Origin of the sequence: Trichocoleus desertorum AS-A10 (assembly GCF_039962155.1) — a bacterium.
Classification (GTDB): Bacteria; Cyanobacteriota; Cyanobacteriia; order FACHB-46; family FACHB-46; genus Trichocoleus.
Genome location: NZ_JAMPKN010000005.1, coordinates 226,252 through 241,250, shown reverse-complemented (window position 1 = coordinate 241,250; position 14,999 = coordinate 226,252). Strand labels below are relative to the sequence as shown.

Sequence of the window (14,999 nt, the reverse complement as noted above, 5' to 3'; positions counted from 1 at the left end):
CCAAAAGACAAAAGTTATATAGATTGACTCACGAATAGAATAATTTGTTTTGAGCTAAATCTAGTTTCTCTGCCCTGTACAAGCTTTTAGTCTTTTACCTCAATGATGGAAAACTATCGCAAGGGTCGCAGTTAAATATGCTACATATCACAGCCCTAGCTGCGAGGGGCTGGTAAGACTAAAGAAGACTTTATCTGGTGCTTATCAAGTTCACTGCTCTACCACCTGAATCTCGTCATGCAAACTACCGCCACCAATGAACTCAAGAGTGAAAGCTTACAACTGTTGCGAGAGTACCAGAAAAACCCCTCCGCGAAACTTCGGAACCAACTAGTTCAACTCAATTTAGGACTTGTTAGGAGAGAAGCACATCATTGGATTAACCAATGTACAGAAAACTATGAGGACTTACTTCAAGTTGGCTCTATCGGTTTAATTCGGGCGATCGAGCGATTTGATATGTCAAAGGGGCATGCGTTTAGTTCCTTTGCTATTCCTTACATTCGAGGTGAGATTCAACATTACCTCAGAGATCGGGGTTCTTCGGTGAGGATTCCTCGTCGTTGGCAAGCACTACAAAAACAAGCGGCTTGGGCAATTCAGAATCTGCAAACTCAACTTAACCGCCAACCAAGCGATGCAGAGGTGGCTACAGAGTTAGAGATTTCAGTATCAGAGTGGCAGGAAATTAAATTAGCTCTAAAAAACCGTGCACCTCTAAGCCTTGATGCACCTGTACGGGACGAAGATGAAGGGTCTGCCTCTCTAGGAGAACTCGTTCCTGATAATCGTTACCGCAGCTTCCAACTGGCTCAGGAAGATCAAATTCGCCTACATCAAGCTTTGTTCCAATTAGAAAGTAGAACTCGTGAGATTTTAGAGTTTGTTTTCTTGTATGACTTGACTCAAAAAGAAACTGCTGAGCGTTTAGGAATCAGTGCTGTTACAGTTTCTCGGCGAGTCAAGAAAGGACTGCACTTACTTAAAGAATCAATGGCTACTGTGGAAGAGTAAGTTAGCTTCAATCTATTGATTGTTTCTTTGCTTTGGGTTGGTTTAGGAATATGAAACTGTAGGACAATCGCTGATTTTCAGAGCTTGCCTTTGATGGGGTTGACTCGTAAATCGTGTTAGTAAGCGGTAGTTAATCCAAAAGATTAAATTGGCGATCGCAGAGTAGTTTCATTAACCAAACCAGGCGCATTCTCAATTAACGCAATTTGAGCTTGTATGACAAAAAGCATCTATCGAGTGAGAGCTTTGGGGTTAAAGAAACTTTCAAATAGCAAGTAAGTTAGTGCTGTTGCCGAGCTTACCCATTTCCTTGCTAGATCTTACTCTCTTCTTGAAACTTTACGTTAAAAACGGATAAGTTGATTGGCTACTAAGCGGGAGGTAACCAACAGTAGGTAGTGTGCAAAGATCTTAGCAAAAGTAACATTATTTCTAGTATGATTTCAGTCGAATCCTTAGCACAAAACAGTGCAAGTAAGGCTATTCTGTAAGAAAGTTTTGGGGAATTGGCGATGCGTCAAGTTAAAGTGATTGCATTTACAGGGATGCTGGCTCTTTTAATGAGTGGGTGTGCCGGAGAGGGAGGTGACGAGCAAGCTGCTTCGCCGACCCCTTCTGTTGCCCCTACAGTGGTGACACAAGCTCCTGCCAAACCCTCCCCCAAAGCACAGCCTTTCTCAGCTAAGAAACCACCGCTAGTTGCTCAAAAGACAAGAACTGGCGCTGCTGCCCCTGCTTTGATTCAGTCAACCAATCCTGATGAACGGGCTCGTCAGGTACAGCAGGGTCGTCAAGATCCGTTTGCTTTGTTGCCGCTACCACCAGTTCCGGTTATTTCTCCAAATGCAACTACACCGACTGCTGCTCCACGCGCCGTTCCTCAGGTCCGAACCCTCCCAGGAGCTTCTCCAGTAGCCTCAAGGCCTAATACAACTAATCCAACTAATAGATCTCCTGGTGCTACTCGCAGGTCTCCAGGAACGACTGCTGGTGCAGGAAGCCCTGGAAGAACGAACACGGCAGGAGCCCGGCCAGGCAGCAGGCCTACAGTGGCAGGAGCGACACCCATTCGGCCAGGAACTTTGCCTCGGTCGATACCTCCTGCAATTGCGGCTTTGCCACCATTACCGCAGCCAGCTCTAGCTCAGGCAGTTGAGGTTTCAGGGGTGGTTCAAGTTGGCGAACAAGCTCAGGCAATTATTAAGGCACCTAACGAAAATACTAGTCGTTACGTCAGCGTGGGGCAGCGACTCGCTAACGGTCAAGTGTTAGTGAAGCGGATTGAAATGAATGAAGGCTCTGATCCAATTGTGATCTTTGAGCAATACGGAATTGAAGTTGCTAAGAGAGTTGGAGAGAGAGTGCAACCCGCAACCGGCACACCAACAGCAGCTATTTTCAACGCTCCTTGGCTCAGTAATGGCGGGAGCGCTGCTATCTCGTAGCCCTGTCACTCAGATCGGAAAGAATCTACCCCAACACGTTGAAAATCTTCAGTGGAGAAGCTAGGCGATCGCTCTGCTTCTCTATTTGTTTTGTATAGCTAGAGTGTGCTCTTCAGCTTTGCTTGACTGGATAGCGCTGGTCACGAATTGCTTTCTAAGGTCATGGTTTCTAACAAGGCAACAACAAAACTTTTAACTCTTTCTAGGTAGGAACGTTAGAGTTAAAGGAGACTGCTATTGCTAAATTGGTCAGTTAAGTTGGGGTGTTATGGCCGCCTTTGCTTCTGAAAAGAATAGCGAATCTCTGAGTTTTTGGAACCCTGAACTGCTGCATCCAAGCCAAACTCAAGATACTGATCTCCTAAAACAACTTAGCTTCATTCCTGCTCTCAAAGAGCTTTTGATGTTGCGACAAGTTCATGCGTTGGAGCATGCAACGGTTTGGGTTTTAAGTGAGTCTTCTCATAGCGTTAATGCTGGGACAGTTTCTAGATCCCTATCCACAGACAATGAATTGTTGGGCGGGATGTCTACGGATCAGGGGTTTTATCTTTATGGTCAAGTAGATACCGTATATCTACGGTGGTCAGTGCATCAGGCTTTGCAGCGGATTACGGAGGGTGAGTGGAACTTAGCGGTTCATCCTCGTTGTGGCACTAATTTATCGGTCAATGTGCTACTCACGGCAGGATTAGCTCTTGGTATTCACTTGCTTCTGCCTAAAGGCCCAATTGAACAGCTACTAGGCCTGGGATTAGCTGCTACCACAGCAGCTCACTTGGCACCTGACTTAGGGAGCGTAGCCCAGCAGTATGTTACGACCGCGATTCCCTTCAATTTAGCGATCGCAGGGGTAACCGCAATTCGGGATGATTGGGGACGACCAGCCCACTTTGTGCGGGTTCGCTGGATTGAGTAGAAATAAAACTTAAAGAGCAGAACGAACCGAGAGGCCTTCTGGAGTAGTACTCTGAGGATCGATTAGCCATATGTGTTGAAAATTAGTTAAGGAAAAAGACACTCATGGTTCAACGTGGTTCTAAAGTCCGTATCCTCCGTAAAGAATCCTTCTGGTTTCAAGATGTAGGCACTGTTGCCTCAATTGACCAGAGTGGTATTAAGTATCCAGTTATTGTTCGCTTTGATAAGGTTAACTACGCTGGTGTCAATACCAACAACTTTGCGACCGAGGAAGTCGTAGAGATCGAAGCTCCAAAAGCTAAGGCGAAGCAAGGAGTACCTGCTGCGCCCGGCGGTGGAAACACGACTCTCGACGCTGCTAAGCGTAGAACTGGACAAGACACCAAGACTAACGCGAAGCAAACTGCTAAGCCGGAAGCTGGTGAAGCGAATGCGACTGTGGAAGGCGGAGCTAACCAGGGAACGGATTCCCGTTAGGGTAAACCGAATTCTAAGGTTAGATTGTGCCTGAACTGCCTGAAGTTGAAACAGTTCGTCGGGGTCTCCAACAGGTGACCCTGAACAGAACTATTCTGGGTGGTGATGTGTTGCTGGATCGCGCCATTGCCCACCCAGTTTCTAATATTGATTTTTTGACTGGCTTAAAGGGAAGTGCGATCGCGGCTTGGCAGCGGCGAGGGAAGTACTTGTTGGCAAAACTTGAACGCTCTACCGAATGCTTTACCCCTACAGAAGCGCAATCCCCACAATCTGGAGGTTGGCTAGGCGTTCATTTGCGGATGACTGGGCAGTTACTTTGGTTTGATCCGAGCGAGCCGTTGCAAAAGCACACACGAGTGCGACTATTTTTTGCGGGCGATCGCGAACTCAGATTTGTAGACCAGCGGACCTTCGGCCATATGTGGTGGGTGCCACCCGGACAGCAGCCTGAAAGCGTGATGACAGGATTACAAACACTCGGCCCTGAACCCTTCTCAGACGAGTTTTCGGTAGAATACCTAGCGCAGCAGTTGCGTAATCGGCGACGTCCCATCAAAAATGCTTTGCTAGACCAAACCCTAGTGGCAGGGGTTGGCAACATTTATGCAGACGAAGCTTTATTTCTCAGCAATATTCATCCGCAAACGCTCTGTACAGACTTAACGCCAGTGCAAATTGGCCAAGTCCGCAAGTTCGTAATCCAAGTCCTAGAGACAAGCATTGATGCTGGAGGGACAACCTTCAGCAACTTCCTCAACGTCCAAGGCGTGAATGGCAACTATGGCCGAGCGGCTTGGGTTTATAACCGGACGGGCACGGCTTGTCGAGTTTGTGACAATCCGATCGAGCGGTTAAAGTTGGCAGGTCGCTCTGCTCACTTTTGTTCGCAATGCCAACCCTATACTAAGCCAGAATAAATTAGAGAGCATTTGTCTTACTGAGGCTTGAGTTGCTGTAGGCGATCGCAGTTAGGCTCTACAATGAATGCTGAAGAGGAGTCTAGAGATGCGGTAGGGCAAGCTATGGCAGTGAAAAAAGGTGATTTGGTCCGTGCCATTCGAGAAAAATTGGAAAACAGTTTAGAAGCTCAGGCTAGCGATACTCGCTTTCCTCCCTATCTATTTGAGACGAAAGGAGAGGTTGTAGATATGCGAGGCGATTATGCCTTGGTGAAGTTTGGTCAAGTTCCAACCCCCAATATTTGGTTGCGGGCTGATCAACTGGAGACTGTTAAGTAACCGCATCAAATCACCCCAGTCAGGGTATGCAGTAAGCTAGGCTGGCAGCATAGCGCTTGTCTTCGGGGGCTTTCCTATGACTGTTTGTCGTCCAACTCGCGTATCCATCATTGGGGCTGGTAACGTCGGTAGTACCTTGGCACAGCGGATTGCCGAAAAAAATCTAGCTGATGTGGTGCTGTTAGACGTTTTGGAAGGTCGTCCTCAAGGTATTGCGCTTGACTTGATGGAAGCGCGAGGCATCGAGCGGCACGATCGCGAGATTGTGGGTACCAATAATTATGCCGACACTGTTAATTCGGATGTGGTTGTAATCACGGCTGGCATTCCCCGCAAGCCAGGAATGAGCCGAGAAGACTTACTCAAAATTAACGCCAAAATTGTGTTGGATGTCACTCGTCAAGTGGTTATCTATTCACCGGGTACGGTGCTGATTGTAGTGACGAACCCGTTAGATGTGATGACCTACTTAGCTTGGCAGGCCAGTGGTTTACCACCTGCTCAGGTCATGGGAATGGCAGGAATTCTGGACTCAGCACGGTTTCAAACCTTTATTGCGATGGAATCGGGTCTTTCTACTGCTGATGTCAAGGCGACAGTTCTGGGTAGTCATGGAGATTTGATGGTGCCATTGCCGCGTTACTCCACAGTCAATGGTGTGCCGATTACAGAACTGATGGACGCGCCGACGATCGATCGCCTGATCGAACGGACTCGGAATGGTGGAGCCGAAATTGTGGAACTGATGAAAACGGGTAGTGCCTACTTTGCACCTGCTTCGGCGGCCTGCTTGATGGTAGAAGCTGTGTTATTGAATCAATCGCGGCTGCTTCCGGTTGCCGCTCACTTGCAGGGAGAATACGGCTTAGAAGATATTTTCATTGGTGTGCCCTGTCGCTTGGGTTGCACTGGAGTGGAAGAGGTCTTACAACTCAGCCTTACCGATGCGGAGCGAACTGCTTTACAAGCCTCTGCTCGCTCGGTACGCGATAGTATCAATCAGGCTCAAACTCTGCTAGAAACTAGCCCTAGCCCAATTGCTTCTTAAGTTCAAGAAATAAAGTTGATCTCCAGTTTGACTCAATGGTAAGGACTAGTTCGTACCAGATTTGCCATGCCTAAATTTTTCAATATCGAACTCAAGCCCCCCCAACTGCGGCGGTTGAGCATAGCGCTGGGAGGAGGCCTTCTGATGGGTTTGACGCCTGCCCCGCTGAATGCTTGGCCGCTAGCCTGGATTGCGTTGGTCCCTTTGTGGGCTATGACTTTACAAGTTGCTAGAGGTAACCATCGGGAACGATCGCTCTTGGGTTTGGCTTGGGGCATTGGTTATCACGGCCTAGCAGTGAGTTGGATTACAGGTGTTCACCCGATGACTTGGATGGGTGTGCCTTGGCTAGCAAGCGTAGCGATCGCCCTATTTTGTTGGATATTCCTTACTTTGTGGGGAGCTGTTCTGGTTGCGGTTTGGGCTGGCTGCTGGGGATGGTTGGTTCAAAGAGCTAAGCTGCCGACTGGCATTCGGTTATTGGCTGGAGTAGCGCTTTGGTGTGGTTTGGAATCCTTTTGGAGTTGGGGGCCTTTGTGGTGGACTTCGGTGTCCTATACCCAAAGCCCTCACAACTTAGCCATTTTGCACTTAGGGCAATTGTCTGGTCCCATGATGATTACGGCTGCCATTGTAGCTGTCAACGGTTTACTCGCCGAAGCTTGGATTAGCTATCGGCAATCGCGCCAAGGTCAGCCGACGGAGAACCGAGTCCGAAAGCTGGCGATCGCTCCATTGGTCACAGCAAGCGTTCTGTTCGTAGGACTGCATCTCCTAGGCTGGAACTTGTCCAACCGGGTTTTAGTATCACCGCCAGACACAGCCTTAAAGATTGGCATTATTCAAGGTAATATTCCCAACGAAATTAAGCTGGACGTGCAAGGTTGGCGGCAGGCTTTGACTGGCTATACTACTGGGTACAATCAGCTTACCGATCAGGGTGTAGCAGCAGTACTCACACCCGAAGGGGCGTTGCCGTTTCTGTGGACTGGAGCCAACTTGACGCAAAGCTCTTTTTATCAAGCGGTGCGCGATCGCGGAGTTGTGGCTTGGGTCGGAGCCTTTGGGCAAAAAGGCGGCAGCATTACGAATAGTCTATTTACAGTGCTAGGCAACGGAGAGATTTTTAGTCAGTACGACAAAATCAGATTGGTGCCTTTAGGCGAATACATCCCGTTTGAGGATGTTTTAGGGCGCTTAATCGATCGCCTATCACCCTTAGATGCTCATATGATTCCTGGGCAGGTAGGCCAGATCTTTGAAACTCCTTTTGGCAGAGCGATCGCTGGCATTTGTTATGAATCTGCTTTCGCTGAGCACTTCCGGGTACAGGCAGCCCAAGGCGGGCAATTCATTCTGAGTTCCTCCAACGATGCTCACTACAGCCCGTCTATGACGGCACAACATCATGCTCAGGATGTGATGCGAGCGATTGAAACCGATCGTTGGGTTGCTCGTGCTACTAACACAGGGTACTCTGGCATCATTGATCCCCACGGTAGAACCCAGTGGCTATCAGGACTAAACATCTACCAGCTTCATAGCGACACCATCTACCGTCGCCAGACTCAAACCCTTTTTGTGCGTTGGGGAGATTGGCTGACCCCACTCATAGTCATGTTGGCAATTGTCTTGACTCTGCATAGCTGGTACCGCCATTAGCGACTGGGTGGTAACTCAGAAGTCTTGAGTTAGCGAGAGTATGACTTATCACAAAGCAAATTGAAACCGCTGAGAGTTTATAGGGTGACTTTAATCTAAAATCAGCAAAAACTTAGTTATTAATACTCGTATTTGTACGTAGTTACTCAGACTGAATTAGCCCTAGTTTAAAGATTCAGCGAAGATTGCCAGTAGGAAAGACAAAAGGTTAGATCAGAAGCGTTAAATTACTAACTGTGTAGGATGTGACTGAAAACTACTCCGTCATACTACTGGCCTGATGATGATCCAAATGTAGCTATTGAAGTGTCTGTCGATGTAGCTGGATCACTCCATCTAAGCTTCACTGTGCAGGTGGCTTCCATGACCCTGTCGATTTTTGACCTGTTTGATGAATCGTTTTACCTCGCTCACAACCCAGATGTTGCTACAGCAGTTGCTAGAAAAGAGTTAACCAGCGGATTTGATCACTTTAAGCGCTTTGGTGAACGTGAGGGACGTGATCCTAGCGCTTGGTTTAGCAATAGCAATTACCTGACTCAATATCCCGATGTAGCGGGTGCGATTGCTCGAGGAAGCGTGGGCAGCGGTTTAGCGCACTTCCTCAGCCACGGTCAGTTTGAAGGGCGATCGCCGCTTGCATTGTTTAACACTCAACACTATTTATCGAAATATGCCGATATCGCTCAGGCGGTGAAAGCAGGCATGTTTTCCAGTGGCTTTGAGCACTTCTTCCGATATGGGCATGGCGAAGGCCGATCTCCAAGCTCCCAATTTGATAACAACTACTACTTATTGAGGTATCCTGACGTTGCTCAGGCTGTTGCGGCAGGTATGTTTCGAGACGGCTTCGAGCATTTCCTTGCGTTCGGACAGGAGGAGAAGCGAATGGGTGCCCCACCAAGCTTCCAAATTCAATTTGATTATCGGTTTGATACCAACGGTTTTTTTGCCAATCCAGAACGTCGAGCGACTCTAGAAGCTGCTGCTGACCATTGGGAAGCAGTGATTCAAGATGAGTTTGCCAATCTGCCATCCGGGGTAAAATTTCGGGTACAAAACCCCCAAACAGGTCAGTTAGAAACAGTAGTTCTGGACACTGAAAGTGACGACCTACTAATTTTTGTTGGGGCGCAAACCCTGCCTTTTGGTAGTGCTGAGGGCGCGCTGGCCGCAGGCGGACCTGACGGCTTAGACATTGCTGGCAGCATTTTTAGCAACCGCTATACTGGCTCCAATTTTGAGCCTTGGGTTGGCAGCATCTCCTTCAGTTCAGCTCCGACTTTTTCTAATGGAGCGCCTGCCCCTTGGTTTTTTGACCAAACGCCCAACACAGCTAACGATATTCCTTGGAACCAAACAGACTTTCTGAGTACGGCCTTGCATGAAATTGGCCATGTACTGGGAATTGGTACTGCTCCAGTGTTTAAAGCCACAGGTCAGGGTGCTGCTTTTAGTGGTCCTAATGCTAGAGATGTGAATGGAGGATTGCCGATCCCTCTTGATCCGGATTTAGGCCACATCCAGGATGGCTTTTTGAGCGGAGGCCAGCCTGTACTGATGGGAGCGACAAATCCGGGAGTACGCCAAACTATCACCCGCTTAGACGCAGCGATGTTGGCGGATATTGGCTATCAAGTTGCTGGATTCCAGACTCAAGGCTTTACGCCTGCGATCGCAACTCCGGGAGCAGACCTCGTCTTCGGCACCGTTTTAGCTGATACTCTTGATGGCTTAGAAGGCAATGATCGAATTCAAGGTGATGCTGGTAATGACTTCCTAAGCGGTGGATCTGGGGATGATATTCTTTTTGGCCAAGCAGATCATGACACTTTAGTCGGTCAAACTGGCAATGATCAGTTAGTAGGTGGAGCAGGTGACGATTTTCTCCTAGGTGAGTTGGGGAATGACACTCTGTTTGGAGGAGCAGGCAGAGATGTCTTTAGGTTTGGAGCGGCCAATGGAGCTGATGTGATCGGAGATTTTGTGGCTGCTGCTGACACGCTACAAATAGCCGTGGGCTTAGGGTTTACTACAGGTAGTGATGTCCTACGTGCTATTAGCAGCAGTGGTAACACCGCCACGGGTGAATTGTTCTCGATTATTGCGCTGAGTCCTGGCAATACGGTCACTGTGTTTCATGATGCGCCTCTCACAGCTCAGAATGTCGTCATTGCCTAGATAGTGCTCGCTCCTGGCAAGTCTAAAAGCTCGTCTCTAAAAGCGATCGCTAACGCCCAGAAATCAAAACTTCGCGACCGCTCGTGCTTTGTCGCTGGTTTAACAGTTGTTGCTAGGCTATCGAGCTAGAGAACAAGCAATAATCTTTAGTAAACGAAATTACAGGCTTATCACTTAGACTCAAGTTTAGAAAGACTGGAGAAGGCGGATTAATCAACTCCAGCAATAATTCACTACAGCAAAATGAGCAGTTGAGGGAATGCACATGTTTGCTCAATTTCAGCGGCTACAAATGCAGACTAGTAGCGCGACTATCAACTTGCTGAAAAGTGGCAATGGTTATCCCATTTTGTTACTACATGGCTACCCGCAAACTCATGTGATGTGGCATAAAGTGGCTCCCCAACTGGCTCAAGACTTTACCGTTGTGGTGAGTGATTTAAGAGGTTATGGAGACAGTGCTAAACCGGAAGCAGAGGCTAACCATGCCAGCTATGCCAAGCGAGTCATGGCCCAAGACCAGGTTGAGATGATGCAGCAGTTAGGCTATCAAGAGTTTTATGTGGTAGGGCACGATCGCGGAGCTAGAGTGGCACACCGCATGGCCTTAGACTATCCTCAACGTATTAAAAAGTTGGCAGTATTAGATATTGTCCCAACTTACGAACTCTACGCTACGACCGATCAAGAATTTGCTACAGCCTACTATCACTGGTTTTTTCTGATTCAACCCTACCCTTTTCCAGAAACTTTAATTGGTGCCAATCCTGAATATTTTCTTCGCACTTGTTTAGAAAGCTGGAGCAAGAATTTTTCGGCGTTTACACCTGAAGCTTTAGCCGAATATATCCGTTGCTTTAGTCAGCCTGAAACAATTCACGCAACCTGTGAAGACTATCGCGCTGCGGCTTCGATTGATTTAGTCTATGATCAAGCCGATTTAGACCAAAAAATTATGTGCCCTCTCCTTGTTTTGTGGGGTAACCAAGGCATTATTGGGCGCAAATATAATGTTCTTGAAACCTGGCGAACCAGAGCCGAGAATGTAATAGGTGAAGCGATCGCTTCAGGTCATTTTCTACCTGAAGAAGCCCCAGAAGCAACTTATAAGGCTTTATACGAATTTCTAAAAGACTAAGAGAACTAAGCCGCTAAAGAGACATCCTTGTAGGGGCGAAGCATTTGGTCATGATTCTGACCAATCAAGCGAATATTATCTGCCGACTGCTTCGTCCCTATGGTCTAAATAGGCAACTCTTAATGGTTTCCACAACAGATTGAGAAAGGGTGGGCAAATCGTAGCCACCTTCTAAACCAAAGACAACTTTTGGGGTTAATTGCAAACAGTATTGTGTGAAGATGCCGTAGTCTTCTGGCTTAAGTGAAATGCCAGATAAGGGATCAGCGTGATTGGCATCATAACCAGCGCTAACAATTAACAAATTAGGCTGAAAACTAGCGAGAAACGGCAGAACTTTTTCCTCGAACAACGGTTGATAATTTGCCATTGTGCTACCCATCGGCATCGGCAAATTCAACACATTATTATGCAAACCGCGTTCCGTCGCCAAGCCTGTACCAGGGTAATTGGGAGACTCGTGCAGCGAACAATAAGCAATCCGAGGATGCTTTTCCACGAGCGCCTGAGTGCCGTTGCCGTGATGCACATCCCAATCCAAAATCGCCACGCGATTGATACCTGGTTGCTCTAGGGCGTAATAAGCCGCGATCGCCGCATTGGAAAACAAACAAAAACCCATCCCACAATCACTCAAGGCGTGGTGTCCTGGTGGACGAGCTAGCACAAATGCGGGATTGCCTGTTTGCAGCACTTGATCCACGCCATCTAACCAAGCGCTGACGGCAAGTAAAGCCACATCATAACTGCGTGGGGAAACGGGAGTGTCGGGATCTAAATACCCCCCACCTCGTTGGGCTAATTGCTGAATTTGTTCAATGTAAGTAGGCGGATGGACTCGACCCAAATCCGTCAGGAGCGGGCGTTGGTTAACAGGGGTGGGCGATCGCCACTGCAACTGGTCAGCCCAGGCCGCCGCCTTGAGCGCGGCCACTATACTCGTTAATCGTTCCGGTCGCTCTAGATGGAAACGCCCTGTTTTGTGTTCCAAAAACTCATCTGAGTAAATTACCGCCAGCATCTTCACCCCACCGCACGCTACCTCCCGATTTTACTGAATCACAATTTGGGCGAGGAGAGCCGCTGCGATTTCTTGTTCCCTTTCCTGCTGGGAGAGGACTAAGGAGAGGGTGATCGCAAGCCTAACTGGGGTCATGCTCACATATCACAGAAACCAGGAAACATCAAGATGTGTTAAAATTTAGAGAGTATTTGGCAGTTATTGAGCAGTCTATCGGCATTTTTTGGGCTTTTTTTCTCTTTAATTGCCAAAATTCTGCATTTTTGGAGTTTTTTTCACTGTATGAGCACCTCCCCAGAGCGGATTGTTCCAACGGATCTGCGGAACGAAATGTCCCGGTCCTACCTGGAATACGCAATGAGCGTGATTGTAGGTCGGGCACTGCCAGATGCGAGGGATGGTCTGAAACCCGTTCATCGTCGAATTCTCTATGCCATGCATGAGCTGGGGCTAACCGCAGACCGCCCCTTCCGTAAATGTGCTCGTGTGGTTGGGGAAGTGCTAGGTAAGTACCACCCTCACGGTGATACAGCCGTTTACGATGCCCTAGTTCGCATGGCCCAAGACTTTTCCATGCGCGCTCCCCTGATTAACGGGCACGGCAACTTTGGCTCTATCGACAACGACCCCCCCGCAGCCATGCGATACACCGAGTGTCGCTTGCAATCGCTGACGATGAATGCCCTCCTGCGGGACATTGAGTCGGACACCGTTGACTTTGGTGATAACTTCGATGGCTCCCAGCAAGAACCCTTGGTCTTGCCAGCGCAGATTCCCCAACTGCTGCTGAATGGCTCTTCTGGCATCGCGGTGGGAATGGCAACTAACATTCCTCCCCACAACCTCGGAGAGCTAATTGATGGCTTAACCGCCTTAATTCAAAATCCCGAGTTGAGCGATGCCGAACTCATCCGCCTGATTCCTGGCCCCGATTTCCCCACGGGGGGACAAGTCCTAGGAACAACGGGGATTCGCGAAGCTTACATGACAGGTCGTGGCTCCATCACCATGCGGGGTGTGGCAAGCATTGAGACGATTGAGCATCGAGGTCGTCCCGATCGCGAAGCCATTATTATTACCGAACTGCCTTACCAAACCAACAAGGCAGCGCTGATCGAAAAGATCGCGGAAATGGTCAACGAGAAGCGCTTGGAAGGCATTTCTGACATTCGAGATGAGAGCGATCGCGATGGTATGCGGATCGTGATTGAACTCAAGCGCGATGCTTATCCTCGCGTCGTGCTGAACAACCTCTACAAGCAAACGCCAATCCAGGCGAACTTTGGAGTGAACACGCTAGCGCTGGTGAATGGTGAACCCCAAACCCTGTCGCTGAAGCAGTGTCTCCAAGTCTTCCTCGACTTCCGGATTGAGACGATCATTCGGCGCACTCGCTATGAGTTGCGGAAGGCAGAAGAGCGTGATCATTTGTTGCAAGGTCTCTTGATTGCACTGACCAATCTAGATGCCATTATTAACTTGATTCGGCATGCGGCAGATGCGCCCACCGCAAAGCAAGAGTTGATCAACATCTACGGTCTCTCCGAAGCGCAATCGGATGCCATCTTGCAAATGCAACTGCGTCGCTTAACGGCGCTAGAAGCAGAAAAAATTCAGCAAGAGCATGATGATTTGCAAGCCCAAATTGCCAACTTGCAAGATATTCTGGCTCGGCGAGAGCGAATTCTAGAAATTATTTGCACTGAAGTCACTCAGCTTAAAGCGACTCATGCAACACCTCGCCGCACTGTGATTGAGCAGGCAGAAGGTGAAATTGGGGATATAGATCTGATTGCCAACGAAAAAGCTCTGATTCTGCTCACTGAACAGGGCTACATCAAACGCATGCCCATCAACACTTTTGAAGCCCAAAGCCGAGCCACTAGAGGTAAGGCGGGCACCCGGATGAAGGAAGACGACGGGGTTGAACACTTCATCACCTGCTGCGACCACGATAGCGTCTTGTTCTTTAGCGATCGCGGCGTGGTTTATTGCCTCAAGGCTTACCAAATCCCAATTGGGTCGCGAACTTCTCGCGGGATGCCCGTGGTGCAAATGCTGCCCATTCCCAGAAACGAGAAGATCACCTCTATCGTCCCAGTTTCGGAATTTAGCAGCGATGAATACTTGGTGATGCTAACTTGTGGCGGCTTCGTCAAGAAGACAGCACTCTCTGCCTTCAGCAACATTCGCACCAATGGCTTAATTGCTATTTCCCTAGAAGAAGGCGATCAACTGCGTTGGGTACGCCGTGCCCGCGTGGAAGACAGCATCATTATCGGCTCTAGCCAAGGCATGGCGATTCACTTCCGAGCTGACAATGACCAACTGCGTCCGTTGGGCCGAGCTACCCGTGGAGTCAAATCCATGAATCTACGCTCTGGTGATCAGCTGATCAGCATGGACATCTTGCCTGCTAGTGTCGTTGCCAATATTGCTTCTGGCCCTGAAGTGGAGGAAGAAGAGGAACTAGAAGCAGAAGAGGCAGTCCTCGCAGAAACTCAAGGTCCGTGGGTGCTCGTAGTGACTAGCTCAGGCTACGGCAAGCGGGTGCCTGTATCTCAGTTCCGATTGCAAAATCGAGCCGGCAAAGGCACGATCGCGACGAAGTTTAAGTCTCGTCGTGCGGCTGACAAACTGGTGGCCCTACGGGTCGTCAATGAAGAAGACGAACTGATGATTATTACCAGCCGTGGCATCATCATTCGCCAAGCGATCAAGGCTATTTCTTCGCAGTCACGGGCAGCTACAGGGGTGCGAGTGCAGCGACTAGATGAAGATGACGCGATCGCCGCAGTGGCTTTAGTACCCCCTTCTGCGGAAGGCACGGATGAAGAAATTGAAGAGTAAA

At 48.8% G+C, this 14,999-nt stretch carries 12 protein-coding genes; 11 read left to right on the top strand and 1 reads right to left on the bottom strand.

Annotated elements, in window-relative coordinates; all coding sequences use genetic code 11:
- Nucleotides 1-237 precede the first annotated feature (237 nt).
- The 10 genes from NDA01_RS10715 (at nt 238) to NDA01_RS10670 (ending at nt 11,127) form a co-directional block, all read left to right on the top strand.
- On the top strand, nt 238-1,014 hold the full coding sequence (locus NDA01_RS10715; protein ID WP_190438057.1) for an RNA polymerase sigma factor SigF: 777 nt from the start codon (nt 238-240) through the stop codon (nt 1,012-1,014).
- A 512-nt stretch (nt 1,015-1,526) separates the two neighbouring features.
- Nucleotides 1,527-2,459, top strand: a complete 933-nt coding sequence (locus NDA01_RS10710; protein WP_348227922.1) for a hypothetical protein — start codon at nt 1,527-1,529, stop codon at nt 2,457-2,459.
- 268 nt (nt 2,460-2,727) lie between these two features.
- On the top strand, nt 2,728-3,378 hold the full coding sequence (locus NDA01_RS10705) for a DUF6391 domain-containing protein (protein ID WP_348227921.1): 651 nt from the start codon (nt 2,728-2,730) through the stop codon (nt 3,376-3,378).
- 104 nt (nt 3,379-3,482) lie between these two features.
- Complete coding sequence (locus NDA01_RS10700) at nt 3,483-3,857, top strand: photosystem I reaction center subunit IV (RefSeq protein ID WP_190438065.1); 375 nt, start codon at nt 3,483-3,485, stop codon at nt 3,855-3,857.
- Nucleotides 3,858-3,883: 26 nt separating this feature from the next.
- On the top strand, nt 3,884-4,777 hold the full coding sequence (locus tag NDA01_RS10695) for a DNA-formamidopyrimidine glycosylase (protein ID WP_348227920.1): 894 nt from the start codon (nt 3,884-3,886) through the stop codon (nt 4,775-4,777).
- A 63-nt stretch (nt 4,778-4,840) separates the two neighbouring features.
- Nucleotides 4,841-5,098, top strand: a complete 258-nt coding sequence (gene ndhO / locus NDA01_RS10690; RefSeq protein ID WP_399314945.1) for an NAD(P)H-quinone oxidoreductase subunit O — start codon at nt 4,841-4,843, stop codon at nt 5,096-5,098.
- Nucleotides 5,099-5,174: 76 nt separating this feature from the next.
- A complete protein-coding gene (gene mdh / locus NDA01_RS10685; RefSeq protein WP_348227919.1) occupies nt 5,175-6,146 on the top strand; it encodes a malate dehydrogenase in 972 nt (323 codons plus the stop codon).
- A 144-nt stretch (nt 6,147-6,290) separates the two neighbouring features.
- Complete coding sequence (lnt, locus tag NDA01_RS10680) at nt 6,291-7,808, top strand: apolipoprotein N-acyltransferase (RefSeq protein ID WP_431193370.1); 1,518 nt, start codon at nt 6,291-6,293, stop codon at nt 7,806-7,808.
- A gap of 363 nt (nt 7,809-8,171) precedes the next feature.
- On the top strand, nt 8,172-9,989 hold the full coding sequence (locus NDA01_RS10675) for a hypothetical protein (protein ID WP_348227917.1): 1,818 nt from the start codon (nt 8,172-8,174) through the stop codon (nt 9,987-9,989).
- Nucleotides 9,990-10,254: 265 nt separating this feature from the next.
- A complete protein-coding gene (locus NDA01_RS10670) occupies nt 10,255-11,127 on the top strand; it encodes an alpha/beta fold hydrolase (RefSeq protein ID WP_348227916.1) in 873 nt (290 codons plus the stop codon).
- 97 nt (nt 11,128-11,224) lie between these two features.
- On the opposite strand, the gene NDA01_RS10665 is transcribed toward NDA01_RS10670, so the two are convergent.
- The gene (locus NDA01_RS10665; RefSeq protein WP_348227915.1) at nt 11,225-12,148 is read right to left on the bottom strand and encodes a histone deacetylase family protein; all 924 of its coding nucleotides are present in this window, start codon (nt 12,146-12,148) and stop codon (nt 11,225-11,227) included.
- Nucleotides 12,149-12,430: 282 nt separating this feature from the next.
- On the opposite strand from NDA01_RS10665, the gene gyrA reads away from it, so the two are divergent.
- Entirely contained in the window at nt 12,431-14,998 is a 2,568-nt protein-coding gene (gene gyrA, locus NDA01_RS10660) for a DNA topoisomerase (ATP-hydrolyzing) subunit A (protein ID WP_190555310.1), read from the top strand.
- The last annotated feature ends 1 nt before the right edge of the window (nt 14,999 follow it).